21 protein-coding genes are annotated in these 26,890 nt (G+C 55.3%); 12 read left to right on the plus strand and 9 right to left on the minus strand.

Going from position 1 to position 26,890, the window contains the following annotated elements:
• Positions 1-52: 52 nt before the first annotated feature.
• The gene (cueO, locus tag ACOT1A_RS07970; RefSeq protein WP_032625523.1) at positions 53-1,612 is read right to left on the minus strand and encodes a multicopper oxidase CueO; all 1,560 of its coding nucleotides are present in this window, start codon (positions 1,610-1,612) and stop codon (positions 53-55) included.
• A gap of 145 nt (positions 1,613-1,757) precedes the next feature.
• Here cueO and ACOT1A_RS07975 point away from each other — a divergent pair, with 145 nt between their 5' ends.
• From ACOT1A_RS07975 to speD, 3 genes are all read left to right on the plus strand, one after another.
• The gene (locus ACOT1A_RS07975; RefSeq protein ID WP_003856306.1) at positions 1,758-2,105 is read left to right on the plus strand and encodes a YacC family pilotin-like protein; all 348 of its coding nucleotides are present in this window, start codon (positions 1,758-1,760) and stop codon (positions 2,103-2,105) included.
• A 101-nt stretch (positions 2,106-2,206) separates the two neighbouring features.
• On the plus strand, positions 2,207-3,076 hold the full coding sequence (gene speE / locus ACOT1A_RS07980; RefSeq protein ID WP_022647071.1) for a polyamine aminopropyltransferase: 870 nt from the start codon (positions 2,207-2,209) through the stop codon (positions 3,074-3,076).
• A complete protein-coding gene (gene speD, locus ACOT1A_RS07985; protein WP_022647070.1) occupies positions 3,077-3,871 on the plus strand; it encodes an adenosylmethionine decarboxylase in 795 nt (264 codons plus the stop codon).
• A 31-nt stretch (positions 3,872-3,902) separates the two neighbouring features.
• On the opposite strand, the gene yacL is transcribed toward speD, so the two are convergent.
• Both yacL and acnB read right to left on the minus strand, forming a co-directional pair.
• Complete coding sequence (yacL, locus tag ACOT1A_RS07990; RefSeq protein ID WP_022647069.1) at positions 3,903-4,265, minus strand: protein YacL; 363 nt, start codon at positions 4,263-4,265, stop codon at positions 3,903-3,905.
• Positions 4,266-4,448: 183 nt separating this feature from the next.
• Positions 4,449-7,046: a bifunctional aconitate hydratase 2/2-methylisocitrate dehydratase gene (gene acnB / locus ACOT1A_RS07995; protein ID WP_022647068.1), complete on the minus strand. Its 2,598-nt coding sequence runs from the start codon at positions 7,044-7,046 to the stop codon at positions 4,449-4,451.
• A 387-nt stretch (positions 7,047-7,433) separates the two neighbouring features.
• Here acnB and ACOT1A_RS08000 point away from each other — a divergent pair, with 387 nt between their 5' ends.
• Positions 7,434-8,951, plus strand: coding sequence for a DUF3300 domain-containing protein (locus ACOT1A_RS08000; protein ID WP_276170081.1), 1,518 nt, complete (start codon positions 7,434-7,436; stop codon positions 8,949-8,951).
• A 10-nt stretch (positions 8,952-8,961) separates the two neighbouring features.
• On the plus strand, positions 8,962-9,753 hold the full coding sequence (locus ACOT1A_RS08005) for a DUF2950 family protein (RefSeq protein WP_032625516.1): 792 nt from the start codon (positions 8,962-8,964) through the stop codon (positions 9,751-9,753).
• Between the two features lie 52 nt (positions 9,754-9,805).
• Here ACOT1A_RS08005 and lpdA read toward each other — a convergent pair whose 3' ends face one another.
• The 4 genes from lpdA to pdhR all read right to left on the minus strand — a co-directional run bounded on the left by lpdA (position 9,806) and on the right by pdhR (position 16,867).
• A complete protein-coding gene (lpdA, locus tag ACOT1A_RS08010; protein WP_003856313.1) occupies positions 9,806-11,230 on the minus strand; it encodes a dihydrolipoyl dehydrogenase in 1,425 nt (474 codons plus the stop codon).
• A 175-nt stretch (positions 11,231-11,405) separates the two neighbouring features.
• Complete coding sequence (gene aceF, locus ACOT1A_RS08015) at positions 11,406-13,301, minus strand: pyruvate dehydrogenase complex dihydrolipoyllysine-residue acetyltransferase (protein WP_276170080.1); 1,896 nt, start codon at positions 13,299-13,301, stop codon at positions 11,406-11,408.
• 14 nt (positions 13,302-13,315) lie between these two features.
• A complete protein-coding gene (gene aceE, locus ACOT1A_RS08020) occupies positions 13,316-15,979 on the minus strand; it encodes a pyruvate dehydrogenase (acetyl-transferring), homodimeric type (protein ID WP_022647064.1) in 2,664 nt (887 codons plus the stop codon).
• 123 nt (positions 15,980-16,102) lie between these two features.
• Positions 16,103-16,867, minus strand: a complete 765-nt coding sequence (gene pdhR / locus ACOT1A_RS08025) for a pyruvate dehydrogenase complex transcriptional repressor PdhR (RefSeq protein ID WP_006173806.1) — start codon at positions 16,865-16,867, stop codon at positions 16,103-16,105.
• Between the two features lie 537 nt (positions 16,868-17,404).
• Here pdhR and aroP point away from each other — a divergent pair.
• The 3 genes from aroP (at position 17,405) to ACOT1A_RS08040 (ending at position 21,298) form a co-directional block, all read left to right on the plus strand.
• Positions 17,405-18,775: an aromatic amino acid transporter AroP gene (gene aroP / locus ACOT1A_RS08030; protein WP_023299335.1), complete on the plus strand. Its 1,371-nt coding sequence runs from the start codon at positions 17,405-17,407 to the stop codon at positions 18,773-18,775.
• A 164-nt stretch (positions 18,776-18,939) separates the two neighbouring features.
• Positions 18,940-20,337, plus strand: a complete 1,398-nt coding sequence (locus ACOT1A_RS08035; RefSeq protein WP_022647062.1) for a glycoside-pentoside-hexuronide (GPH):cation symporter — start codon at positions 18,940-18,942, stop codon at positions 20,335-20,337.
• A 10-nt stretch (positions 20,338-20,347) separates the two neighbouring features.
• Complete coding sequence (locus tag ACOT1A_RS08040) at positions 20,348-21,298, plus strand: family 43 glycosylhydrolase (protein WP_105323015.1); 951 nt, start codon at positions 20,348-20,350, stop codon at positions 21,296-21,298.
• 18 nt (positions 21,299-21,316) lie between these two features.
• Here the strand turns inward: ACOT1A_RS08040 and ampE are convergent, their stop codons facing one another.
• On the minus strand, positions 21,317-22,171 hold the full coding sequence (ampE, locus tag ACOT1A_RS08045; protein ID WP_023299333.1) for a beta-lactamase regulator AmpE: 855 nt from the start codon (positions 22,169-22,171) through the stop codon (positions 21,317-21,319).
• Complete coding sequence (gene ampD / locus ACOT1A_RS08050; protein ID WP_063163130.1) at positions 22,168-22,731, minus strand: 1,6-anhydro-N-acetylmuramyl-L-alanine amidase AmpD; 564 nt, start codon at positions 22,729-22,731, stop codon at positions 22,168-22,170. Before ampD ends, ampE begins: the two co-directional genes overlap by 4 nt.
• A gap of 87 nt (positions 22,732-22,818) precedes the next feature.
• Here ampD and nadC point away from each other — a divergent pair, with 87 nt between their 5' ends.
• The 4 genes from nadC (at position 22,819) to hofC (ending at position 26,890) form a co-directional block, all read left to right on the plus strand.
• Entirely contained in the window at positions 22,819-23,712 is an 894-nt protein-coding gene (gene nadC, locus ACOT1A_RS08055) for a carboxylating nicotinate-nucleotide diphosphorylase (RefSeq protein ID WP_022647058.1), read from the plus strand.
• 174 nt (positions 23,713-23,886) lie between these two features.
• Positions 23,887-24,324, plus strand: coding sequence for a prepilin peptidase-dependent pilin (ppdD, locus tag ACOT1A_RS08060; RefSeq protein ID WP_023299332.1), 438 nt, complete (start codon positions 23,887-23,889; stop codon positions 24,322-24,324).
• Positions 24,325-24,336: 12 nt separating this feature from the next.
• Positions 24,337-25,716: a type II secretion system protein GspE gene (gspE, locus tag ACOT1A_RS08065; protein ID WP_046619924.1), complete on the plus strand. Its 1,380-nt coding sequence runs from the start codon at positions 24,337-24,339 to the stop codon at positions 25,714-25,716.
• A complete protein-coding gene (gene hofC / locus ACOT1A_RS08070; RefSeq protein WP_105323014.1) occupies positions 25,706-26,890 on the plus strand; it encodes a protein transport protein HofC in 1,185 nt (394 codons plus the stop codon). Before gspE ends, hofC begins: the two co-directional genes overlap by 11 nt.

Raw genomic sequence — 26,890 nt, forward strand, 5'->3', positions numbered from 1 at the left:
TTTCGGGTGTCCTATGTAGGCCGGGTAAGGCGAAGCCGCCACCCGGCTTTTTTTATACGGTAAAGCCCAGCATCATCCCCGTATCTTCATGCTCCAGCAGATGGCAGTGGGCCATATAGGCAAACTCTTTCGGCGCTTCGTGGTCGAACTTCACCAGCACCTCGCTGACACCGCCTTCCACCCTCACCGTATCTTTCCAGCCCCGGCGATGCGCGTCCGGCGCTTTACCGTTCTCAGAGAGAATACGGAACTGCGTGCCGTGGATATGGAACGGGTGCAGCATCATGTCGCCTTCGCCTGAAATCACCCAGCGTTCAAACTGCCCTTTCGTGGCGGCGAACATGGGCGTGTTCATATCGAACGCTTTGCCGTTGATGCGGTTGGCGTTGTGGAAATCGAAACCATGGCCGCCGTGATCCATGCCGCCCATTTTACCGTGGTCCATATTCATATGGCCCATCATCTGGCCGTGGTGCATTCCCGCCATGGCCTGATTGCCGTACTTCTTCATCAGCGCCTGCATGCCCATCATGTCGAGCATCGGGTCCATGGAGAGCTGAAGTTTACGCTGCGTAAGCCCGTCCAGCGACGGGAGTGCAGGTAGCGTGGTGAGGGCGTCCGGCAGCGTACCGGAAGCGGCGATCTGTAGCGGCTGAATGCGCAGGACCGGATGGGGTTTATCAAACGGCGCAACGGCCATCCCCATCTGGCTGACCGGCAGAGTCACCAGGTCAAACGCTTTGCCATCGCTGATATCCACCAGCACCTCGAAGCGCTCGCCCATCAGCATCGGCAGCTCGCTCACCTTCACCGGTTCCGGCAGCAGGCCGCCGTCGCTTGCCACCACATACAGCGGGCGTTTATCGCTGGTGGCGAAGTTCAGCGAGCGGGCGTTACAGCCATTTAGCAGGCGTAAACGCAGCCAGCCTTTTGGCGCGGCATGCTGCGGGTAGATTGCGCCGTTGGTCAGGAGTGTATCGCCAAACCAGCCTACCGCCGCGCTCATGACGTCCAGCTGATAGTCAATTTGCCCGTCAGCGCTGAATTTTTTGTCCTGCACAATCACCGGGACATCGTCGATACCCCACTGTTTTGGCAGGCGCAGCAGGCGGCTTTCATCGTCTTCAATCAGCACCAGACCGGCCAGCCCCATCGCCACCTGATGGCCCGTTTTGCCATGCTGATGCGGGTGGAACCAGCAGGTCGCCGCACGCTGGTCAGGAGTAAAGGTGACGCTGCGTTTACCACCAGGCCTGATGACGCCCTGAGGCCCCCCATCCACTTCGCCCGGGACTTCCAGCCCATGCCAGTGCAGCGTGGTCTCTTGCGCTAGCGTGTTATGAATGTCTACCGTCACCGCCTTCCCTTTGCGTAACTGCAACGCAGGGCCGAGCAAATTGCCGTTATAACCCCACGTCGTGGCGGCGTGCTGACCGAACGTGGTTTTACCGGCCTGCACCACAAGCTGAATGCGGCTGCGGGCATCTGCGGCGAGTAATTCAGGTATGGGTAAAGCAGGTCTGTCGGCGGCAAAAACGGCGCGGCTCCAGAGCGGTAACGCGCTGGCAACCCCCAGCGCGGCAGAAAATTTTAAAAAATCACGACGTTGCATGTGCATTTCCTTATTTCCAGCAGGCGATCTTTTGAGCATAAACCCTCCCCTTACCGGAAGGTCAAGCACGGCGGCAATAATAAAGATCGTCGGCCTGGCATCAAGTATGCTAACGTTAATTTTCCGTGATGCAGTGGTAAAGGCAATGAAGACGTTTTTCAGAACAATTTTGTTCGCCAGCCTGATGGCGATGTGTGCGAACAGTTACGCGCTAAGTGAAAACGAAGCGGAAGATATGGCCGATCTGACGGCAGTTTTTGTTTTTCTGAAAAACGATTGTGGTTACCAGAATTTACCCAATGGGCAAATTCGTCGCGCACTGGTCTTTTTTGCCCAGCAGAACCAATGGGACCTCAGCAACTACGACAGCTTCGACATGAAGGCGCTCGGTGAAGACAGCTACCGTGATTTAAGCGGTATTGGCATTCCCACTGCTAAAAAATGCAAAGCGCTGGCTCGCGATTCACTCAGCCTGCTCGCCTACGTGAAGTAACCTTCCCGACGCCCCTTGTTGACCCGCTAACCGCTTCACGGCGGTGTTGTGTTGCGCCCATCTGCCGGATGTAATGGATGTTAACGAAGGAGGTGCTCCCCATGACCGAAAAAACGGTATGGCAAGAAACGCTGCATGACCAGTTTGGTCAGTATTTTGCCGTGGATAACGTGCTCTATCATGAGAAAACCGATCATCAGGATCTGATAATCTTCGAAAACGCCGCCTTTGGCCGCGTAATGGCGCTGGACGGCGTGGTGCAAACCACCGAGCGCGACGAGTTTATCTATCACGAAATGATGACCCACGTCCCGCTGCTGGCCCACGGCCACGCGAAGGACGTGCTGATTATCGGCGGCGGCGACGGCGCGATGCTGCGTGAAGTCTCGCGTCATCAGAATGTCGAAACCATCACCATGGTGGAAATCGACGCCGGTGTGGTGTCGTTCTGCCGCCAGTATCTGCCCAACCATAATGCTGGCAGCTATGACGATCCGCGGTTTAATCTGGTTATCGACGATGGCGTCAATTTTGTTAACCAGACCACGCAAACGTTTGATGTCATTATCTCTGACTGTACCGACCCTATCGGCCCCGGCGCGTCGCTGTTTACCTCGTCGTTTTACGAAGGCTGCAAGCGCTGCCTGAAGCCTGGCGGGATTTTTGTGGCGCAAAACGGCGTTTGCTTCCTGCAACAGGATGAAGCGCTTGATAGCCACCGTAAGCTGAGCACCTATTTTGCTGACGTCAGCTTCTACCAGGCGGCGATCCCCACTTACTACGGCGGGATCATGACCTTTGCCTGGGCGACGGATAACGACGTCCTGCGCCATCTCTCCACCGAAATTATCCAGGCCCGCTTCCACCAGGCCGGACTCAAATGCCGATACTACAACCCGGCGATCCACACCGCAGCCTTTGCGTTGCCTCAATATCTGCAAGACGCGCTGTCCTCAAAGGAGGTGAACTAATTGAAAAAGCTTAAACTGCATGGCTTTAACAATCTGACCAAAAGCCTGAGTTTTTGTATTTACGATATCTGCTACGCCAAAACAGCAGAAGAGCGCGATGGTTATATCGCCTATATCGATGAACTCTACAACGCCAACCGTCTGACCGAGATCCTGACAGAGACCTGCTCGATTATCGGCGCCAACATCCTGAATATCGCGCGCCAGGATTACGAGCCGCAGGGAGCAAGCGTCACCATTCTGGTCAGTGAAGAGCCGGTTGACCCGCAGCTTATCGACAAAACCGAGCACCCCGGCCCGCTGCCAGAAGTGGTTGTCGCCCACCTGGATAAAAGCCATATCTGCGTACACACCTACCCGGAAAGCCACCCGGAAGGCGGACTGTGTACCTTCCGCGCGGATATCGAGGTGTCGACCTGCGGCGTGATTTCACCGCTGAATGCGTTGAATTATTTAATCCACCAGCTGGAATCCGATATCGTCACTATTGATTATCGCGTACGCGGTTTTACCCGTGATATCAACGGCATGAAGCACTTCATCGATCATGAGATCAACTCCATTCAGAACTTCATGTCCGACGACATGAAGTCGCTATACGACATGATGGATGTGAACGTCTATCAGGAGAATATCTTCCACACCAAAATGTTACTTAAGGAATTCGACCTTAAGCACTACATGTTCCACACGAAGCCGGAAGATTTAAGCGAAGAAGAGCGTAAGGTCATTACTGACCTGCTCTGGAAAGAGATGCGCGAAATTTACTACGGCCGTAACATTCCGACCGTGTAATCGTGGCCCGAAGCAGGGACGCTTCGGGGAGTTACTTCTGTTTCATAAAGTCGCGGTAGGCGTTCACCACTTTCAGGAAATCTTCCACACCGCACAGCGACAGGCTCTCTTCGTCGTAGTAGCTCATCCCCTCTTCCATCTCATCACCCGAGAACTCAAGCTGGTTGGCACGCACCATCACCTCTTCGCCATCCATCCACAGGGTGTATTCGTGCCCGGCGCGTTGCCAGGAGCGTTCACTGCCTTTCACCGTTTCCGCTGCCTGTTCGACTTCATCCAGCAGCGCGAGGTTCTCTTTCACCTCTTCGTTAAACCAGTGTCCAACGGCTTCGTGCCCCATCGACATTCGCACTTTCACCACGCCGGTGATGTCGCGCAAAAATTCGTAATCCATAGCGTTTTCCTCTGCAAAGCCATTAGGGTAATTATCGCAGCAGAGAGGAAGAAAAAAAGCGGGAGAGGTGGGAGGAATGAAAATAAAAAAAATACCCCTCACCCTGGCCCTCTCCCAAAGGGAGAGGGAATAAAATCCCCCTCGCCCCTTTGGGGAGAGGGGTTAGGGGTGAGGGGTTGGTGTTTATACTGCCGTCTGGAAGATCACCCCGTCAGCCTTCTCGGTGTACTGAGAGAGCTGGTCGAAGTTGAGATAGCGATAGGTGTCCACCGCCGTCTTATCTACCTGAGCCACAAAGGTCTGGTACTCTTCCGGCGTTGGCAGTTTGCCAATCAGCGCCGCAACCGCTGCCAGCTCCGCAGAAGCCAGGTAGACGTTCGCCCCGGTACCCAAACGGTTCGGGAAGTTACGGGTGGAGGTGGAGACCACTGTCGCACCGTCGGCCACGCGCGCCTGGTTGCCCATGCACAGGGAGCAGCCCGGAATTTCAATACGCGCCCCGCTCTTACCGAACACGCTGTAGTAGCCCTCTTCGGTCAGCTGCGCCGCATCCATACGGGTTGGCGGCGCCACCCACAGACGGGTCGGCAGCTGGCCTTTGTGAGTATCCAGCAGCTTACCGGCAGCACGGAAGTGGCCGATGTTGGTCATACAGGAGCCGATGAATACTTCGTCGATCTTATCGCCCTGTACGTCAGAGAGCAGACGCGCATCGTCCGGATCGTTTGGCGCACACAGGATTGGCTCTTTGATATCCGCCAGATCGATGTCGATCACCGCCGCGTACTCTGCGTCAGCGTCAGCTTCCAGCAGCTGCGGATCCGCCAGCCATTTTTCCATGCCCTGAATACGACGCTCCAGCGTACGGCGGTCGCCGTAGCCTTCCGCAATCATCCACTTGAGCAGCACGATGTTGGAGGTCAGATACTCAATAATCGGCTCTTTGTTCAGCTTGATGGTACAGCCCGCCGCAGAACGCTCGGCAGAGGCATCGGTCAGCTCGAACGCCTGCTCAACTTTCAGATCCGGCAGACCTTCAATTTCCAGAATGCGGCCAGAGAAGATGTTTTTCTTGCCCTTCTTCTCAACGGTCAGCAGACCCTGTTTGATGGCATACAGCGGGATTGCGTGCACCAGATCGCGCAGAGTGATGCCCGGCTGCATTTTGCCTTTGAAGCGCACCAGCACGGATTCAGGCATGTCCAGCGGCATCACGCCGGTCGCTGCGGCAAACGCCACCAGACCGGAGCCCGCAGGGAAGGAGATACCAATCGGGAAACGGGTATGGGAGTCACCGCCGGTACCCACGGTATCCGGCAGCAGCATGCGGTTCAGCCAGGAGTGGATAACGCCGTCGCCCGGACGCAGGGAGACACCGCCACGGTTCATAATGAAGTCAGGCAGCGTGTGGTGCGTAGTGACGTCAACCGGCTTCGGATATGCCGCAGTGTGGCAGAAGGACTGCATGACCAGGTCAGATGAGAAGCCCAGGCACGCCAGGTCTTTCAGTTCATCACGGGTCATTGGACCGGTGGTGTCCTGAGAGCCCACGGAGGTCATTTTCGGCTCGCAGTACGCGCCAGGACGGATACCGGCGACGCCGCAGGCGCGACCGACCATTTTCTGTGCCAGCGAGAAGCCGCGATTGCTTTCCGCCACGTCTTTCGCCTGACGGAACACGTCACTGTGCGGCAGACCCAGCGCTTCACGCGCCTTGGTGGTCAGGCCACGGCCAATGATCAGCGGAATACGGCCACCGGCACGCACTTCGTCGATCAGCACGTCGGTTTTCAGCTCGAAGCTTGCCAACAGTTCGTTGGTTTCGTGGTTGCGCACTTCGCCTTTATACGGGTAAACGTCAATCACGTCGCCCATGTTCAGGTTGCTCACGTCCACTTCAATTGGCAGAGCGCCCGCATCTTCCATGGTGTTGAAGAAGATTGGCGCAATTTTGCCGCCGAGGCACAGGCCGCCGCCGCGCTTGTTCGGCACGTGCGGAATGTCGTCGCCCATGAACCACAGCACGGAGTTGGTGGCGGATTTACGGGAAGAACCGGTACCAACCACATCACCGACGTAGGCCAGCGGGAAACCTTTCTCCTGAAGCGCTTCGATCTGTTTAATCGGGCCAACGCTACCCGGCTGATCCGGCTCGATGCCTTCACGGGCGTTTTTCAGCATCGCCAGGGCGTGCAGGGGGATATCAGGACGAGACCACGCGTCCGGAGCCGGAGAGAGGTCATCGGTGTTGGTTTCACCGGTAACCTTAAAGACGGTCACGGTAATTTTTTCAGCAAGCGCAGGACGGTTCAGGAACCATTCGGCATCGGCCCAGGACTGCATCACCTGCTTCGCGTAAACGTTGCCTGCTTTGGCTTTTTCTTCTACATCGTAGAAGTTATCGAACATCAGCAGCGTTGAAGAGAGCGCTTTGGCAGCAATCGGTGCCAGCTTTTCGTTGTCCAGCGCGTCAATCAGCGGATGAATGTTATAGCCGCCCTGCATGGTGCCGAGCAGTTCAATGGCTTTTTCAGGAGTAACCAGTGGGGAGGTGGCTTCGCCTTTGGCGATAGCAGCAAGGAATCCGGCTTTTACGTAGGCAGCTTCATCTACGCCAGGCGGTACGCGGTTGATCAGCAGATCTAACAGGAATTCTTCTTCGCCCTCAGGCGGGTTCTTCAGCAGCTCGACGAGCGCGGCCATTTGGGTTGCATCTAAAGGTTTGGGTACAATTCCCTCGGCGGCACGTTCTGCTACGTGCTTACGGTATTCTTCTAGCACGACGGTTCTCCTCGCTCTCATTGTCATATGCGGCGGGCGTTCTCTTCACGCTCCTGTGAGACAGCAGTTTGTAGGGTAAATGCCCGATACCGCGTCGGGCAGCATAGCAGGATTTCTGCACAGTGTTAATCTGTTTACAAAAAAGCAACATTAAATTATTTGCTGAATCGTTAAGCATGGTGTAGCGGGGAGACGAGGCGAATCTTGTCCTCTTTCCCGTCGCCTTTTCAGCTATCCGATATAATTGTGTAATAAATACTCACACTCTTTATCCGGACGCTCAGGTTGGTTTCCCAACAATAGTCAAAACTGTAAAACACGAGTGAATGATACTCGCGGCAACAGCAACGCCTCACGGCACTGCACTCGTCTCGTTGGAGTCAATCTATGAAGTTGCCTTTTAAGCCACATCTTCTTGTTCTGCTTTGCAGTGCGGGGTTGTTTGCCGCCTCGGGTGTCATGTACGTTAAAAGCCGCGCAACGGAACCTGCTACGCCTGCTCCGGTTATACAACAACCTGGCGCACCGATAGCCCAGCCTGCGCCCGTCGCTGCCCCGGTCTACACTGCGGCGCAAATCGACCAATGGGTTGCCCCTGTCGCGCTTTACCCGGATGCCTTGCTGTCGCAAATCTTGATGGCGTCGACCTATCCGTCAAATGTTATTCAGGCCGCGCAGTGGTCGAAAGACAATCCTAAAATGCAGGGTGATGCCGCCCTGCAGGCGGTAGCCACCCAGCCGTGGGATCCCAGCGTAAAATCCCTGGTTGCGTTTCCTCAGCTGATGTCGTTGATGGGCGAAAATCCGCCATGGGTACAAAATCTGGGAGACGCCTTCCTTGCACAGCCGAAAGATGTGATGGATTCCGTACAGCGGCTGCGCCTGCTGGCCCAACAAACGGGTGCGCTGCAATCCACACCGCAGCAGACGGTCACCACCGTCACGAAACCTGCATCGACAAAAACCACGACAACCGCAACGCCTACCAGCCCAACGGTGATCAAGATTGAATCCGCCGATCCGCAGGTGGTGTATGTTCCCACGTATAACCCGAATACGGTTTATGGTAGCTGGCCTAACACCGCTTACCCGCCGGTCTATCTTCCGCCCTCACCCGGCGAGCAATTCACGGACAGTCTGGTTAAAGGATTAGGTTTTAGCCTCGGGGTCGCTACAACCTACGCCATTTTCAGCAATATTGACTGGGATGACGACGACTGGGATCACCATCATCACGATGATGACTGGGACAATCACGGCGGTTATAACCGCAACGGTGATAACAACATCAATATCAACGTGGATAATTTCAACAGAATCAGCGGGCAGCACCTGAACGGTAATAACCACACCTGGCAGCACAATCCTGCCTATCGTGAAGGCGTGCCTTACCCGAATAACCAGCTGGCTAACCGCTTCCACTCTACACATACAGCCACCGGGCTAAGCGCGACGCAGCAAAATCCAGTCAATCGCGACAGCCAGCGCCAGGCCGCTCTCAGCCAGATGGAACAATCAACGGGTAAAACCCTCCCACACTCAGTACATACAGCCACGCGGGACGCACAACGTCTGGCCTCAACGCAACAGTTGAAGCAGATCTCGCAGCGAAATAACTATCGTGGATATGACACCAGGCCACAGGCCGTAAAACGGACGAGCACGCCGCAGCGTGAACATCATCAGACTGACATGCACAGACAGGAGAAGCGGGTTTCACAGACGGTACAGCAGCCAGCCAGGCTGCATCGGGCCAATGCCCTGAGCGGCAACGACAGCCGCTCCGCCAACTGGCAAGCCCAGCAGCAGCGCGGGGCGCAAAGCCGGCAGCTCGCTACTCGTCAACATCAGCCGCGCCAGCTCACTGGTGAACGCGCTGAACGCCATGAATTCCGTCATCGTTAAGGGAGCCGACATGAAACGTCAATTACTCAGTGGAATGGTGTTGTTCATGGTCTCGGCGGCCGTCATGGCACAGCAATCGTTCAGTTCGCCAGAACAGGCGACCAGTGCGCTGGCAAGCGCCATCAGCGAGCAAAACGAAAGTGCGATGAACAATTTGCTCGGTGAAAACTGGCGCGATTTTCTGCCGCCCGAAGGCGTTGATCCTGATGCGGTCGATCGCTTCCTGCGCGACTGGAACGTTCATCATAAAACCGTCATCAGTGGCAACGTGGCGCACCTGGTGGTGGGCGATAACGGCTGGCAGCTACCGATCCCGGTGGTCAAAACGGCATCTGGCTGGCAGTTTGATATGCAGGAAGCCGCAGAAGAGATCCTGACCCGCGAAATCGGGCGCAACGAACTCGCAGCCATCGAAGCGCTTCACGCCTATGTTGATGCCCAGCAGAGCTATTTTGCGATGAACCAAAAGTACGCGCAGAAGATAGTCAGTTCTGAAGGTAAAAAGGATGGACTGTACTGGCCCGTCGCTCCCGGTGAAACGCCCAGCCCACTGGGTCCGGCGTTCAGTCCTCCACAGTCGGGGGCGGGTTACCATGGTTACCGATTCCGCATCCTGCCGGATAAAAATGGCTTTGCCATGGTCGCCTGGCCGGTGAACTACGGTCAGACGGGGGTAATGAGCTTTGTAATTAACCAGGATGACGCGGTTTATCAGGCAGATCTCGGCAACGATTCGGCGCAGAAAGCGCAGGCTCTTAGTGAATACCAGCCGGATAAGACCTGGCAGCCTGTCACACCCTGAACGCAGCGCATAAAAAAAGCGGCCTGAGGCCGCTTTTTTCATCTGAAGAAACTTATTTCTTCTTCGCTTTCGCGTTTGGCAGGTCAGTAATGCTACCTTCAAACACTTCTGCCGCCAGGCCCACGGACTCATGCAGAGTCGGGTGTGCGTGGATGGTCAGCGCGATGTCTTCTGCGTCGCAGCCCATTTCGATAGCCAGACCGATTTCACCCAGCAGCTCGCCGCCGTTGGTACCGACAATCGCACCACCGATGACGCGATGAGTCTCTTTGTCGAAGATCAGTTTGGTCATACCGTCTGCGCAGTCGGACGCGATAGCACGGCCAGAAGCAGCCCACGGGAAGGTGGCAGTTTCGTAGCTGATGCCTTTCTCTTTCGCTTCTTTCTCAGTCAGACCAACCCATGCAACTTCTGGCTCGGTATACGCGATAGATGGGATCACTTTCGGATCGAAGTAATGCTTCATGCCGGCGATAACTTCAGCAGCAACATGACCTTCGTGAACACCTTTGTGCGCCAGCATTGGCTGACCGACGATATCGCCGATAGCAAAGATGTGCGGCACGTTGGTACGCAGCTGTTTGTCAACGCGGATGAAGCCACGGTCGTCCACTTCCACGCCAGCTTTGCCCGCGTCGAGATTTTTACCGTTCGGCACACGGCCGATAGCCACCAGCACGGCGTCGTAACGCTGTGGTTCGGATGGGGCTTTTTTGCCTTCCATGGAAACGTAAATACCGTCTTCTTTCGCTTCAACGGCAGTCACTTTGGTTTCCAGCATCAGGTTGAATTTCTTGCTGATGCGTTTGGTGAAGACTTTAACGATATCTTTGTCGGCTGCCGGGATAACCTGGTCGAACATTTCAACCACGTCGATCTCTGAACCCAGCGCATGGTACACAGTACCCATTTCCAGACCGATGATACCGCCGCCCATAACCAGCAGACGCTTAGGAACGGTTTTCAGCTCCAGCGCATCGGTGGAATCCCACACGCGTGGATCTTCATGTGGAATGAATGGCAGTTCGATTGGGCGAGAGCCTGCCGCGATGATCGCGTTGTCGAAGTTGATCACGGTTTTGCCGTTTTCGCCTTCCACTTCCAGGGTGTTCGCACCGGTGAATTTACCCAGACCGTTTACCACTTTCACTTTACGGCCTTTGGCCATACCCGCCAGACCGCCGGTCAGCTGAGTGATAACTTTCTCTTTCCAGGTACGAATTTTGTCGATATCGGTTTTCGGCTCGCCGAAGACGATACCGTGTTCAGCCAGCGCTTTGGCTTCTTCGATAACTTTCGCTACGTGCAGCAGCGCTTTAGAAGGGATACAGCCGACGTTCAGACAAACACCGCCGAGGGTGCTGTAACGTTCTACGATGACGGTTTCCAGACCTAAATCCGCGGCGCGAAATGCTGCGGAGTAACCTGCCGGGCCTGCCCCAAGTACTACGACCTGAGTTTTGATTTCTGTGCTCATCATGACCTCTTAATGTATACCCGTCGTCCACCGGGTCGTTCTATCCGCCCGTATTTTACAAAATTGTTAACAATTTTGAAACAACAAACGGCTCACGAATTATCGCTTTCACCAATAACCTCAAAAACCCCATGAGATTATCAGAAAAAAGCCGGCCGACTGGCCGGCTTTTCGATTACATCACCAGGCGGCGAATGTCGCTCAGGGTGTTGTTGATGATGGTGATGAAACGCGCACCATCAGCCCCGTCGATTACGCGGTGGTCGAAGGAGAGAGAGATTGGCATCATCAGACGCGGCACGAACTCTTTGCCATTCCACACCGGCTCCATCGCGGACTTGGACACACCGAGGATAGCCACTTCCGGCGCGTTTACAATCGGCGCGAAGTGGGTGGTACCCAGGCCGCCGATGCTGGAGATAGTGAAGCAGCCGCCCTGCATTTCGCCGGCAGTCAGCTTACCATCACGCGCTTTTTTGGAGATGGTGGTCAGTTCACGGGACAGCTCGGTAATGCTCTTCTTGTTCACGTCTTTGAAGACCGGAACCACCAGACCATTTGGCGTATCAACCGCAACACCGATGTTGATGTATTTCTTCAGCGTCAGCTTCTGGCCGTCTTCGGACAGGGAGCTGTTGAAGCGTGGCATCTGCTCAAGAGCAGCGGCAACGGCCTTCATGATAAAGACTACTGGGGTGAACTTCACGTCCAGCTTACGCTTCTCAGCTTCGGCGTTCTGCTGTTTACGGAACGCTTCCAGATCGGTGATATCGGTCTTATCGAAGTGCGTAACGTGCGGGATCATCACCCAGTTACGGCTCAGGTTAGCACCAGAGATTTTCTGGATACGGCCCAGCTCCACTTCTTCGATTTCACCGAACTTGCTGAAGTCCACTTTCGGCCATGGCAGCATGCCCGGGATACCGCCGCCAGCTGCTGCTGCAGGTGCAGCTTCGGCGCGTTTCACCGCGTCTTTCACGTAAGCCTGAACGTCTTCGCGCAGGATACGACCTTTACGGCCGGTGCCCTTCACTTTCGCCAGGTTCACACCGAATTCGCGCGCCAGGCGACGAATCAGCGGAGTCGCGTGGACGTAAGCGTCGTTTTCAGCGAACTCAGATTTTTCTGCTTTAGCAGCAGGGGCAGCAGCAGGTTTAGCAGCCTGAGCCGGTGCAGCAGCAGGTGCCGGAGCAGCCGCGGCAGCCGGAGCGGCGGCAGGCGCTGCGCCTTCCACTTCGAAGACCATGATCAGAGAGCCGGTAGACACTTTGTCGCCGGTGCTGATTTTGATCTCTTTAACGGTACCGGCGAACGGCGCAGGCACTTCCATAGAAGCTTTGTCGCCTTCAACGGTGATCAGTGACTGTTCAGCGGCAACTTTGTCGCCCACTTTCACCATCACTTCGGTCACTTCAACTTCGTCACCGCCGATATCCGGTACGTTAACGTCTTTCGCGCCGCCAGCAGCCGCTGGTGCAGCGGCCGGAGCCGGAGCAGCAGCCTGAGCAGGCACAGCGGCAGGTGCTGCACCCGCCACTTCGAAGACCATGATCAGCGAGCCGGTAGACACTTTGTCGCCGGTGTTGATCTTGATCTCTTTAACGGTACCGGCGAACGGTGCTGGCACTTCCATAGAGGCTTTGTCGCCTTCAACGGTGATCAGTGACTGCTCAGCCGCAACGGTGTCGCCCACTTTCACCAGGATTTCGGTCACTTCAACTTCGTCACCGCCGATGTCAGGCACATTTACTTCTTTCGCTGCCGCGGCCGCTGCTGGAGCAGCAGCAGGAGCGGCTTCTTTCTTCTCTTCCTGCGCAGGTGCAGCAGCTGCTGCACCGTCGGCGGAATCGAAAATCATGATCAGTTTGCCAGTCTCGGTTTTATCGCCAACAGAGACTTTGATCTCTTTAACGATGCCAGCCTGAGGAGACGGGACTTCCATAGAGGCTTTGTCGCCTTCTACGGTGATCAGCGACTGTTCAGCTTCAACTTTGTCGCCTACTTTGACCAGGATCTCGGTGATTTCAACTTCATCAGCCCCGATGTCCGGTACATTGATTTCGATAGCCATTATTCTTTTACCTCTTACGCCAGACGCGGGTTAACTTTATCTGCATCGATGTTGAATTTGGTGATTGCGTCCGCAACCACTTTCTTATCGATTTCGCCACGTTTAGCCAGTTCGCCCAGTGCTGCTACTACCACGTAGGAAGCATCAACTTCGAAGTGGTGACGCAGGTTTTCGCGGCTGTCAGAACGACCGAAGCCGTCAGTACCCAGTACGCGATAATCATCAGCTGGAACGTAAGTACGAACCTGCTCAGCGAACAGTTTCATATAGTCAGTAGACGCCACCGCTGGCGCGTCGTTCATCACCTGAGCGATGTACGGAACGCGTGGGGTTTCCATTGGGTGCAGCATGTTCCAGCGCTCACAATCCTGGCCATCACGCGCCAGTTCAGTGAAGGAGGTCACAGAGTACACATCGGAACCCACACCGTAGTCTTTCGCCAGGATCTGCGCTGCTTCACGAACGTGACGCAGGATAGAACCGGAGCCCAGCAGCTGAACTTTACCTTTGCTACCTTCGATGGTTTCGAGTTTGTAGATACCTTTACGGATACCTTCCTCGGCACCTGCTGGCATTGCCGGCATGTGGTAGTTTTCGTTCAGGGTGGTGATGTAGTAGTAAACGTTCTCTTGCGCTTCACCGTACATGCGCTGCAGACCGTCATGCATGATGACTGCCACTTCGTACGCGTAAGACGGGTCGTAAGAGATACAGTTAGGGATAGTCAGAGACTGAATGTGGCTGTGACCATCTTCGTGCTGCAGACCTTCACCGTTCAGGGTCGTACGACCAGAAGTACCACCGATCAGGAAGCCGCGAGCCTGCTGGTCGCCTGCCTGCCAGCACAGATCACCGATACGCTGGAACCCGAACATGGAGTAGTAGATGTAGAACGGGATCATCGGCAGGTTGTTGGTGCTGTAAGAGGTCGCAGCAGCCAGCCAGGATGCGCCTGCACCCAGTTCGTTGATACCTTCCTGAAGGATCTGACCTTTCTCGTCTTCTTTGTAGTATGCAACCTGCTCACGGTCCTGCGGGGTGTACTGCTGGCCGTTCGGGCTGTAGATACCGATCTGACGGAACAGACCTTCCATACCGAAAGTACGCGCTTCGTCGGCGATGATTGGAACCAGACGATCTTTGATTGACTTGTTCTTCAGCATCACGTTCAGGGCACGAACGAAAGCGATAGTGGTAGAGATCTCTTTGTTCTGCTCTTCCAGCAGCTGAGAGAAGTCTTCCAGGGCTGGCAGTTCCAGCTTCTCGGTGAAGTTAGGCTGACGAGCAGGCAGGTAGCCTTTCAGCGCCTGACGACGTTCGTGCAGGTACTTGTGCTCTTCAGACCCTTCAGGGAAGGTGATGTAAGACAGGTTTTCTACCTGCTCATCGGTCACTGGAACGTTGAAACGGTCGCGGATATAACGCACGCCGTCCATGTTCATTTTCTTAACCTGGTGAGCGATGTTTTTACCTTCTGCGGTATCACCCATGCCGTAACCTTTGATGGTGTGGGCCAGGATCACAGTCGCTTTACCTTTGGTTTCCTGCGCTTTTTTCAGTGCAGCGTAAACTTTCTTCGGATCGTGACCACCGCGGTTCAGCGCCCAGATCTGCTCGTCAGTCCAGTCTGCAACCAGGGCTGCGGTTTCAGGATATTTGCCGAAGAAGTGCTCACGAACGTAGGCACCGTCTTTGGATTTGAAGGTCTGGTAGTCGCCGTCAACGGTTTCGTTCATCAGCTGGATCAGTTTACCGCTGGTGTCTTTACGCAGCAGCTCATCCCAACGACCGCCCCACATGACTTTGATCACGTTCCAGCCTGCACCCGCGAAGATGCCTTCCAGTTCGTTAATGATCTTGCCGTTACCGGTTACCGGACCATCCAGACGTTGCAGGTTACAGTTGATGATGAAGCACAGGTTGTCCAGCTTCTCACGGGTCGCGATGGTGATCGCGCCTTTAGATTCTGGCTCATCCATTTCACCGTCGCCCAGGAAGGCGTAAACGGTCTGCTCAGAGGTGTCTTTCAGACCACGGTGTTCCAGGTACTTCAGGAATTTAGCCTGATAGATTGCACCAATTGGACCCAGACCCATAGATACGGTCGGGAACTGCCAGAACTCAGGCATCAGTTTAGGGTGCGGATAAGAAGACAGACCCTTACCGTGAACTTCCTGACGGAAGTTGTTCATCTGCTCTTCAGTCAGACGACCTTCCAGGAAGGCACGTGCATAGATGCCCGGAGAGATGTGGCCCTGGAAGTACACCAGATCGCCGCCGTCTTTCTCATTGGCTGCACGGAAGAAGTGGTTGAAGCACACTTCGTAAACGGTCGCAGAGGACTGGAAGGACGCCATGTGGCCACCCAGTTCCAGATCTTTCTTGGATGCGCGCAGAACGGTCATGATAGCGTTCCAGCGGATAGCAGAACGGATACGGCGTTCCAGATCCAGATTGCCCGGGTATTCCGGTTCGTCTTCGACGGCAATCGTGTTTACGTAGTTGCTAGCCCCTGCACCTGAAGCCACTTTCACGCCGCCTTTGCGCGCTTCTGAAAGCAGCTGATCAATCAGATACTGAGCACGCTCAACACCTTCTTCACGGATGACCGATTCGATCGCCTGTAGCCAGTCGCGAGTTTCGATCGGATCCACGTCATTTTGGAGACGTTCTGACATGGGGGTATTCCTTATCTATCTAATACGTTGATTTGTCTGGAACCTGTCCCATTGTGCTCTCGGTTAAGAACACAATAAGACAGGTTCTGCGTTTAGTTGCCGCGCTCTAAAAGTACCTGGCGCTTAATCCTTTCGTTGCTGTATGCGGCGCAATGAACGCTCGCGACGCGATTGTTCACGGCTGCGGTCCAGCAAGATTTCCTCAATGAAAGCCAGATGGCGGTGCGACGCTTCACGCGCCTGCTCCGGTTCCCCGGCCATTATCGCCTCGAATACTCGGGTGCGATGGTTACTTACCAGCGGGAGCATCTCCCGACGGGCATACAACAATTCAAAATTCTGACGAACGTTCTGGGCCAGCATGGGCTCCATGCAGCGTAGCAGATGGAGGAGCACCACGTTGTGCGCTGCTTCGGTGACGGCAATTTGATACTGGACAACGGCGCTGGATTCGGCGTCTAAGTCGCCGGACTGCTGTGCCCGTTCAATGGCCTGATGCAGCTCGCGAATACGTACGCGGTCTTCATCAGTGCTGCGAAGGGCGGCGTAATAGGCCGCGATACCTTCCAGCGCGTGACGGGTCTCAAGCAGATCAAACTGGGATTCTGGGTGGTCAGAGAGAAGTTCTACCAGCGGGTCGCTGAAGCTCTGCCACAGGCTGTTTTGCACAAAGGTTCCGCCACCCTGACGACGGAGCAACAGGCCCTTTGCTTCGAGACGTTGAATCGCCTCACGCAGAGAGGGGCGTGAAACGTCGAACTGTTTTGCCAGCTCGCGTTCTGGCGGGAGTTTCTCGCCCGGGCGCAGTGTCCCTTCGAGAATCAAAAACTCCAGCTGCTGCTCAATCACATCGGAAAGTTTTGGTTGGCGAATTTTGCTGTAGGCCATATTCCCTGTCTTACGCCTTTTTGCCCGGAGTCAATTGGTCTTACCAATTTCATGTTCGTATCGCTAAAGTAACAAAGTATTCACCTTCTGTCCATATTGGTTTTGATTGAAATCAGGAAACCCGGCACATTTTAACAACCTTACAGAACTAACGTTTCAGGAATGTAACTTTGCACAAATGAAATGGTTACTCCCAAAGGGGCAGTTTTAACCATATTTAAACGAGGGATTTTGCAATCTGAAGCGATTCAACAAGGCAAAATATGAAAATTCGCCCACTTATGACGCATTTCTATTCTATAGGTTGGGGTATGAGGGGTTAACGTACCGATTTACAATTGGTTTCTTTTTATTCAAGTCGTCATCAGCCCTTCATAAAGCAGGTGCATTCGCTGGCACTTACCACTATTCTGGCGCTAACGGAAGCCATCTCCGCTTTTTTCGGTATCGTTAACCGTAAAGAAATAAATACAGAATATGGACTTTCATAATTACACACGCACAGCGTGAACATAACAACCACACACGAGGTTTCAAATGGAAGCTCAACAGCATGGCGATCAGCTAAAGCGCGGCCTTAAAAACCGCCATATTCAGCTCATCGCCCTGGGCGGTGCTATTGGTACTGGCCTGTTTCTGGGCAGTGCGTCCGTTATCCAGTCGGCCGGTCCGGGCATCATTCTGGGTTACGCGATTGCAGGTTTCATTGCGTTTTTGATTATGCGCCAGTTAGGGGAAATGGTCGTTGAGGAGCCGGTTGCAGGCTCTTTTAGCCACTTTGCCTACAAATACTGGGGCAGCTTTGCGGGCTTCGCCTCCGGATGGAACTACTGGGTTCTTTACGTGCTGGTTGCTATGGCGGAACTCACCGCCGTCGGTAAATACATTCAATTCTGGTACCCGGAGATCCCCACCTGGGCGTCTGCGGCAGTCTTCTTCGTGCTGATCAACGCCATTAACCTGACCAACGTGAAAGTGTTTGGGGAAATGGAGTTCTGGTTCGCCATTATCAAAGTAATTGCCGTTGTAGCGATGATCATTTTTGGCGGCTGGTTGCTCTTCAGCGGCAACGGTGGCCCGCAGGCAACCGTACGCAACCTCTGGGAACAGGGCGGGTTCCTGCCGCACGGCATGACCGGCCTGGTAATGATGATGGCGATCATTATGTTCTCCTTCGGCGGTCTGGAGCTGGTGGGCATCACCGCCGCGGAAGCCGACAACCCGGAGCAGAGCATCCCGAAAGCCACAAATCAGGTTATCTACCGTATTCTGATCTTCTACGTGGGCTCCCTGGCGGTCCTGCTCTCCCTGCTGCCATGGACACGCGTCACGGCGGATACCAGCCCGTTTGTGCTGATCTTCCACGAGCTGGGCGACACCTTCGTGGCGAACGCGCTTAACGTCGTAGTGCTGACCGCCGCGCTCTCTGTTTATAACAGCTGCGTTTACTGCAACAGCCGTATGCTGTTCGGCCTGGCGCAACAGGGCAACGCACCGAAAGCGCTGCTTACCGTTGATAAACGTGGCGTACCGGTTAACACCATTATCGTGTCGGCGGTCGTGACGGCGCTTTGCGTTCTGATTAACTACCTGGCACCGGAATCGGCCTTCGGCCTGCTGATGGCGTTGGTGGTTTCCGCGCTGGTGATCAACTGGGCGATGATTAGCCTCGCGCACATCAAGTTCCGCCGCGCCAAGCAGCAGCAGGGCGTAACCACGCGCTTCCCTGCCCTGCTCTATCCGCTGGGGAACTGGGTTTGCCTGCTGTTCATGGCGGCCGTGCTGGTCATCATGCTCATCACGCCAGGCATGGCGATTTCCGTCTACCTCATCCCGGTGTGGATTGCGATCCTCGGCGTGGGCTATATGGTGAAACAGAAAAACGCCAAAACGGTGAAAGCGCACTAAGTGTTTTCTCGCTGTACCCGCGGTTGCGGGTACAGCGTCTTGTTACCTTCCTCACAAATTCACGCCAACAGCAAAATCCTCCATATCACCGCCCTTATATTGCAACGCATATATCCGTTTGCCAGCGAATAATTCTCTCCATACCGAAACCCGGAGATCTGTCGATGGATAACAACAAACTGTCAGTAAAAGAAAAGATCGGCTATGGCATGGGTGACGCCGGATGCAACATTATCTTTGGCGCCATCATGTTATTTGTTAACTATTTTTATACGGATATTTTTGGTCTGGCGCCTGCGCTGGTTGGGGTACTGCTGCTGTCCGTTCGCGTGATTGACGCCGTAACGGACCCAATCATGGGCGCGATTGCCGACCGTACCCGCAGCAAATATGGCCGATTTCGTCCATGGCTACTGTGGATTGCCTTCCCCTATGCGCTGTTCAGCATCCTGATGTTCACCACCCCAGAGTGGAGCTATAACAGCAAAGTTATCTATGCATTTGTCACCTACTTCCTGCTGTCGCTGACCTATACCGCCATCAACATTCCGTACTGCTCGCTCGGTGGCGTGATCACCAACGACCCAAAAGAGCGCGTAGCCTGCCAGTCCTATCGTTTTGTTATGGTCGGTATCGCCACGCTGCTGCTGTCGCTTACGCTCCTGCCAATGGCTGACTGGTTCGGTGGGGATAACAAAGCCAAAGGCTACCAGATGGCGATGACCGTGCTGGCGCTGATTGGTACCTGCATGTTCCTGTTCTGCTTCGCCACGGTGCGCGAGCGCGTTCGCCCGGCGGTACAAACCCACGACGAACTGAAAAACGACCTGAAGGATGTGTGGAAGAATGACCAGTGGGTGCGCATTCTGCTTCTGACGCTCTGCAACGTCTGCCCGGGCTTTATCCGCATGGCGGCCACCATGTATTACGTCACCTGGGTAATGGGGCAAAGCACCCATTTCGCCACGCTGTTTATCAGCCTGGGCGTTGTCGGCATGATGTTCGGCAGTATGCTGGCGAAAGTGCTGACCGACCGCTGGTGCAAGCTGAAGGTCTTCTTCTGGACCAACATCGCGCTGGCGATTTTCTCCTGCGCCTTCTACTTCTTCGACCCGAAAGCGACGACAACCATTGTTGTGCTTTACGTCCTGCTGAATATCCTGCACCAGATCCCATCCCCTCTGCACTGGTCACTGATGGCCGACGTGGACGACTACGGTGAATGGAAAACCGGGAAACGTATCACCGGGATAAGCTTTTCCGGCAACATCTTCTTCCTGAAGCTGGGTCTGGCGATTGCCGGGGCGATGGTTGGCTTCCTGCTCTCCTGGTACGGTTATGACGCGGGCGCAAAAGCGCAGAGCGCGGATGCCATCAACGGCATTGTGCTGCTCTTTACCGTCATTCCTGGCATTGGATATTTAATTACCGCGGGCGTTGTACGTCTGCTGAAAGTGGACCGTGAGACCATGAAGCAAATCCAGTCCGATCTGGAGAAGCGTCGCACCAACTATCGTGAACTGAGCGACTATCAGGAATTTAAAGCCGCTGAGACTAAATAAGGAAAGCCGAATGCAAACCTGGCCAAACCCGTTTATTGAACAACGCGCCGACCCGTATATCCTGCGTCACGAAGGACAATATTACTTTATCGCCTCCGTGCCGGAGTATGACCGGCTGGCGATCCGCCGCGCGGACTCGCTGGAAGATTTAGACAATGCCGAAGAGGTAGTTGTCTGGCGCAAGCCCGACACTGGCCCGATGAGCCAGCTGATCTGGGCACCGGAACTGCATCATATCGACGGCAAGTGGTACATCTACTTTGCCGCCACACATACCCAGGCGCTCGACGAACTCGGTATGTTCCAGCATCGCATGTTCGCCATTGAATGCGCAGATCGCGATCCGCTCACCGGTACATGGGTGGAAAAAGGGCAAATCAAAACCCCGTTTGACACCTTCGCGCTGGATGCCACTACCTTTGTGCATCAGGGCAAACGCTGGTATCTGTGGGCGCAAAAAGCCCCGGACATTTCCGGTAACTCCAATCTTTACCTGTGTGAAATGGAAAATCCGTGGACGCTGAAAGGCGAGCCGGTAATGCTCAGTAAACCGGAATATGACTGGGAGTGCCGCGGATTCTGGGTCAACGAAGGCCCGGCGGTGCTGTTCCATGGCGATAAGCTATTTATCAGCTATTCCGCCAGCGCCACCGACGAGAATTACTGCATGGGATTACTGTGGATAGACGTAGATGCCGATCCGCAAAACCCGGCTAACTGGCATAAATCCCCGCGCCCGGTGTTCGTCACCAGCTACGAAAACCGTCAGTATGGACCAGGCCATAACAGCTTTACGCAGACGCCGGAAGGCGACGATGTGCTGGTCTACCACGCGCGAAACTACACTGAAATTGAAGGCGATCCGCTTTACGATCCGAATCGCCACACTCGCCTGAAGCTCGTCCGCTGGGACGACAACGGGATGCCTGATTTCGGCATCCCGCCTGCGGATACGCTGTAACGACTTCGGCGCGCTGGGTCAGACCAGCGTGCCGTAAATCGTCAGCAACGCCACAATCACCACCACCACAAACGACGTTTTTTTCGCCATCGAGACGGCAGCTTTAGGCGTTTCGACTTTGTTCGTGTGCGGCTCGCGAGCCAGCGAGAATTGAGCCAGTCGGGTTAAGACCTGATACTGCGCGGTATGGCGGTCTGCAAGGGAGGCAAACCACGCTGGCAACGCCTTTTCACCGTGACCGATGAGGGCATAGACCACGCCGACCAGTCGCACCGGAAGCCAGTCGAGCACGTGCAGAATGGCATCAATGCCGGACTGGAGACGTTCATGCGGCGTAAGGTAGCGGGCAAGCCAGGTCTGCCAGGCGCGCAGAAAAGCATAGCCCATCAGCAGTACTGGTCCCCATGGACCGCCCACCACAAACCAGAACAGCGGCGCCAGGTAGTAACGGAAGTTAATCCACAGCAGCGCGTTTTGTAGCTCGCGCAGAAATTCGCGTTCATCGCAGTCCGGCGGTACGCCGTGGATCATCGTCAGCTCGCTCGCCATCGCGCCGCGCGCGTGGACATCATCCCGGGAAGCAGCTTTCAGATACGCGTGATAGTGCAAACGCACCTTGCCCGCGCCAATACACAACACGCCCAGCAGTATCCATACCACCAGCAGCGGCACGTTGAAAAAGAGGCCGTAAAGTGAGCGTAGCAACAGGAACGTAATCACCATCACACCTGCCGTCATAAGCAGCGTGCGTAGCATGGAAAAATGCCTGATCCGGCGGAATAACACTTCCAGCCGATGATCCAGATGCCAGTGCTCGCCGAGCTTAAACAGGCGTTCGGCGATCATAACCAGCAGCATGGTAAACAACGTCATGTTATCTCCTTATCTGACGACGTGGTAAGCATGGCGTGAAACCGGGACCAGTCAAACGCCGGGCCGGGGTCGGTTTTTCTTTCGGGGGCGATGTCGCTGTGCCCCGTAATGTTGTCTTTAATGGCGGGATAAAGCCCCACTAAAGTTTGCGTCACAGCAACCAGTTTCTGATATTGCGCATCGGTGTAAGGCGTGGTGTCCGTTCCTTCCAGTTCAATTCCAATGGAGAAATCATTGCACCGCTCGCGCCCCTGATACATCGACACGCCGGCATGCCAGGCTCGCTTATCAAAAGGAACATACTGAACGACTTCGCCATCACGGCGGATCAGGCAGTGCGCCGATACGCGCAAATGCGCAATCTCAGCAAAGTAAGGATGAGCATCGGGATCTATCGTTCCCGTGAATAACGCGTCGATCCACGGACCGCCAAACTCACCTGGCGGGAGACTTATGTTGTGAACCACCAGCAGTGTGGGCTTTTCATCCTCCGGGCGGCAATCGTGGTGCGGCGACGGTACATGTCGCGCGTCCACCAGCCATCCGTTTTCTAACAACATGCTGGAACTCCTTATCTATGGTGCTGTTACTCGGTTCAGAGTAGCATGTTTCAATATTATGATTCGTTACCAATTTGGAGTTTTATCATGCCGCCTCGCCGCTATAACCCCGACCACCGACGTGACGCGCTTCTGGAACGTATTAATAGTGATATCCCGGCAAGCGTTGCCCATGCCCTGAGAGAAGACCTCGGCGGTGACGTCAGCGCCGATAACGATATTACCGCCCAATTGTTGCCAAAAGAGACACGGTCGCACGCGGTAGTCATCACCCGCGAAGCGGGGGTTTTCTGCGGCAAACGCTGGGTTGAGGAGGTCTTTACCCAGCTGGCGGGCGACGAGGTGCAGGTAACATGGCACGTTGAGGACGGTGATGCGGTCACGGCAAATCAGCCACTGTTCGAGCTGGACGGCCCGTCCCGCGTCTTGCTGACCGGTGAACGCACCGCGCTCAATTTTGTGCAAACGCTCTCTGGCGTTGCCAGTGAAGTACGCCGCTACGTTGACCTGCTGGCAGGCACCCGCACGCAGCTACTGGATACCCGTAAAACCCTGCCGGGCCTGCGCACCGCGCTGAAATACGCCGTGCTCTGCGGCGGTGGCGCCAACCATCGTCTGGGGCTATCCGATGCCTTCCTGATCAAAGAGAACCACATTATTGCCTCTGGCTCGGTACGTCAGGCCGTGGAAAAAGCCTTCTGGCTGCATCCGGATGTGCCGGTTGAGGTGGAAGTGGAAACGCTGGATGAGCTGGACGAGGCCATTAAAGCGGGGGCTGACATCATCATGCTCGATAACTTCGACACGGAGCAGATGCGTGAAGCGGTCAAACGCACAAACGGCCAGGCGCAGCTTGAGGTGTCCGGCAACGTGACGTTCGACACCCTCCGCGAATTTGCTGAAACCGGCGTCGATTATATCTCCGTTGGCGCCCTGACCAAGCACGTACGAGCCCTGGACCTCTCGATGCGCTTCAAATAACTGATCTTCCCCTCTCCCCCCGGAGAGGGGAAATACGAAACCGCTCGCAATTACGCTGTCCTTCTCTGCAACACTGAATCATTTCCCTGAAAGCCCTTTCACGTTCGCGCTTTTGCCCCTCGTTTCTGCGCGCCGGTACTGCCACAGTAGCGCCACTTAACGTAAGGAGCAGATATGAACAGACAACAAGGATTTACCCTGATTGAGCTAATGGTGGTCATTGGCATTATTGCCATCCTGAGCGCGATTGGCATCCCGGCCTATCAGAACTACCTGCGAAAAGCAGCGCTCACCGATATGCTGCAAACGTTCATCCCCTACCGCACCGCTATTGAGCTTTGCGCCCTGGATCGTGGTGGTGTGGATCGCTGCGACGCAGGAACCAATGGCATCCCCTCCCCGACTACCACGCGTTACGTTTCAGCGATGAGCGTGGCGAAGGGGGTCGTATCGTTAACAGGGCAGGAAAGCCTTAACGGACTTGAAGTGCTCATGACACCGATCTGGAGCGATGGTAACGGTATGACGGGCTGGACGCGTGCCTGCAACATTGCGTCCGACACGGCGCTCAGACAAGCCTGTGAAGATGTTTTCCGCTTCGACAACAACTGACAGGAGTGGACAATGAACACCGAACAGCTTATGACGCTCTGTCAGCGCTATCACGCACTGCTACTCGCAAGCGACACCGAGATGATCAGCATTGCGGTGGTGGGTAATCCTGCCTCTGAGCTGATGGAAGCGTTACGCTTCGCCACGCAGAAACGTATTGATATTGAGTGCTGGACGGCCGAACGGATGGAAAAACGGCTTCAGTCCCTCTCATCATCACACCTGCCGGGAATAGCGCCAAACTCAGCCGCTGACGTGCTCAGTACAACGTTGCAGCAGGCAGTGAACCAGCGGGCTTCTGACATCCATATTGAACCGACGGAGCACGGCTACCAGATCCGTTTGCGAATCGACGGTGTTCTCTACCCGCAACCGCCGGTTTCCGCCGCCCTCGGTACGACGCTTGCCGCACGCCTGAAGGTGCTGGGCCAACTGGATATTGCGGAGCGCCGCCTGCCGCAGGACGGTCAGTTTACGGTGGAGCTGGCAAGCGTCCCCGTCTCTTTTCGTATCGCAACCCTTCCCTGTAGCGGTGGAGAAAAAATCGTGCTTCGTCTGCTTCACCAGGTACAGCAGGCTCTGGAGCTTGAACTGCTGGGGATGAGTGCAGACCAGCAGGCCCGTTTTGCCGGGGCGCTTAACAGCCCTCAGGGGTTGATTCTGGTCACCGGCCCGACCGGTAGCGGGAAAACGGTGACGCTGTACAGTGCGTTACAGGCGCGAAATACCCCTGACGTTAATATTTGCAGCGTGGAAGATCCCGTTGAAATCCCGCTTGCAGGCTTAAACCAGACGCAGATTAATCCGCGCGCGGGGCTGACCTTCCAGAGCGTGCTGCGTGCCCTGCTCAGGCAGGATCCTGACATCATTATGGTGGGTGAAATTCGTGACGGCGAAACGGCAGAAATTGCCATTAAGGCGGCGCAAACCGGGCATCTGGTGCTGTCCACCCTTCATACTAATTCGACGACTGAAACGCTGGTACGGTTGCAACAGATGGGCGTCGCGCGCTGGATGATCTCTTCGGCACTCTCGATGGTGATTGCCCAGCGGCTGGTGCGTCGTTTATGCCCGTACTGCCGACAGGAAGCCAGCCGCCACACCGAATTACCTCGCACGCTGTGGCCCCGGCCGCTTCCTCGCTGGCAACCCACCGGTTGCGAACGCTGCTACCACGGTTTTTATGGTCGCGTAGCCATTTTTGAAGTGCTCGTCATCGACGACACGCTGCGGCAGGCCATCGCCAGCGGAGCAAGCACGGAGGTGATTGGGTCCAGCGCACGTCAGGCGGGAATGACCTCTTTGTTTGAGCATGGCTGCATGGCCGTGGAGCAAGGGCTGACCACGCTCGAAGAGCTGTTGCGCGTCCTGGGAATGCCCGATGGCTGCTAATTCGCTCTGGCGCTGGCGTGCCCTGACCACCGAGGGGGAGGTGCAAACCGGCACCCTCTGGGCCATCGACCGTAACGCAGCTTACACGGCTCTGGTGCTTAAACAGCTGCACCCGCTGGCGCTAAAACGCTGCCAGCAGCGACACCGATGGCAGGTGCAACACTGCTACGATATTTTTCGCCAGCTCGCCACGCTGCTACAGGCCGGACTTACGCTGTCCCAAAGCCTGCACATGCTGGCGGAACAGCATCCTTTGAAGCACTGGCAGGCGCTGCTGCACAGTCTTGCTGATGACCTGAGCGAAGGTTGCGCCCTGTCAGAGGCCATGAAGAAATGGCCAGAGGTGTTTAGCCCCCTTTATGTCTCGATGGTGAAGACGGGTGAGCTGACGGGTAAGCTCGAAGCCTGCTGCCGTCAGCTTGCGCAGCAACAAAAATCCCAGCAGCAGCTCAGTGCAAAGGTGAAGAAAGCGCTGCGCTATCCGCTGATCATCCTGACGCTGGCCGTTTTCGTGGTGCTGGCGATGGTCACGCTGGTGTTGCCTGAGTTTGCTGCAATCTACAAAACGTTCAACACCCCGCTCCCTTTGCTCACGCAGGCAGTCATGGGGCTGGCGGCCCTGGTTCAGGCGCATATGCTCACCCTTTTGGCCCTGCTCGTGGCAATGGTTGTCATCGCCTGTAAGCTGCGGCGGCATCCGCGCTGGCAGTACGTCCTGTTACATGTACCGGTGATGGGCACGCTGATGCGTGGGCAAAAACTGGGGCAAATTTTTACCGTGCTGTCATTAACCCAGCAGGCCGGGATTGCCTTTTTACAAGGACTGGAGAGTGTGGAGGAAACCGTTGAGAGTGGCTACTGGCAGGAGAAACTCCGTGAGATACGCAGCGATATCGAACAGGGGATGCCCGTGTGGTCCTCCTTCCAGAAGGCCTCTGTTTTTACGCCACTGTGTATTCAGCTCATTCGCACCGGAGAAGTGTCGGGTTCACTGGATGTGATGCTGATGAATCTGGCCCGCCATCATACGGAACAGACATTTCAGCAGGCAGACAATCTGGCGGCGCTTCTTGAGCCTTTTCTACTGGTCGTGACAGGTCTGATTATTGGCACGCTGGTGGTGGCAATGTATCTGCCGATTTTCCATCTGGGGGATGCAATGAGCGCGGGGTAA

Origin of the sequence: Enterobacter cloacae complex sp. SYL003 (assembly GCF_049236925.1) — a bacterium.
GTDB classification, from domain to species: domain Bacteria; phylum Pseudomonadota; class Gammaproteobacteria; order Enterobacterales; family Enterobacteriaceae; genus Enterobacter; species Enterobacter intestinihominis.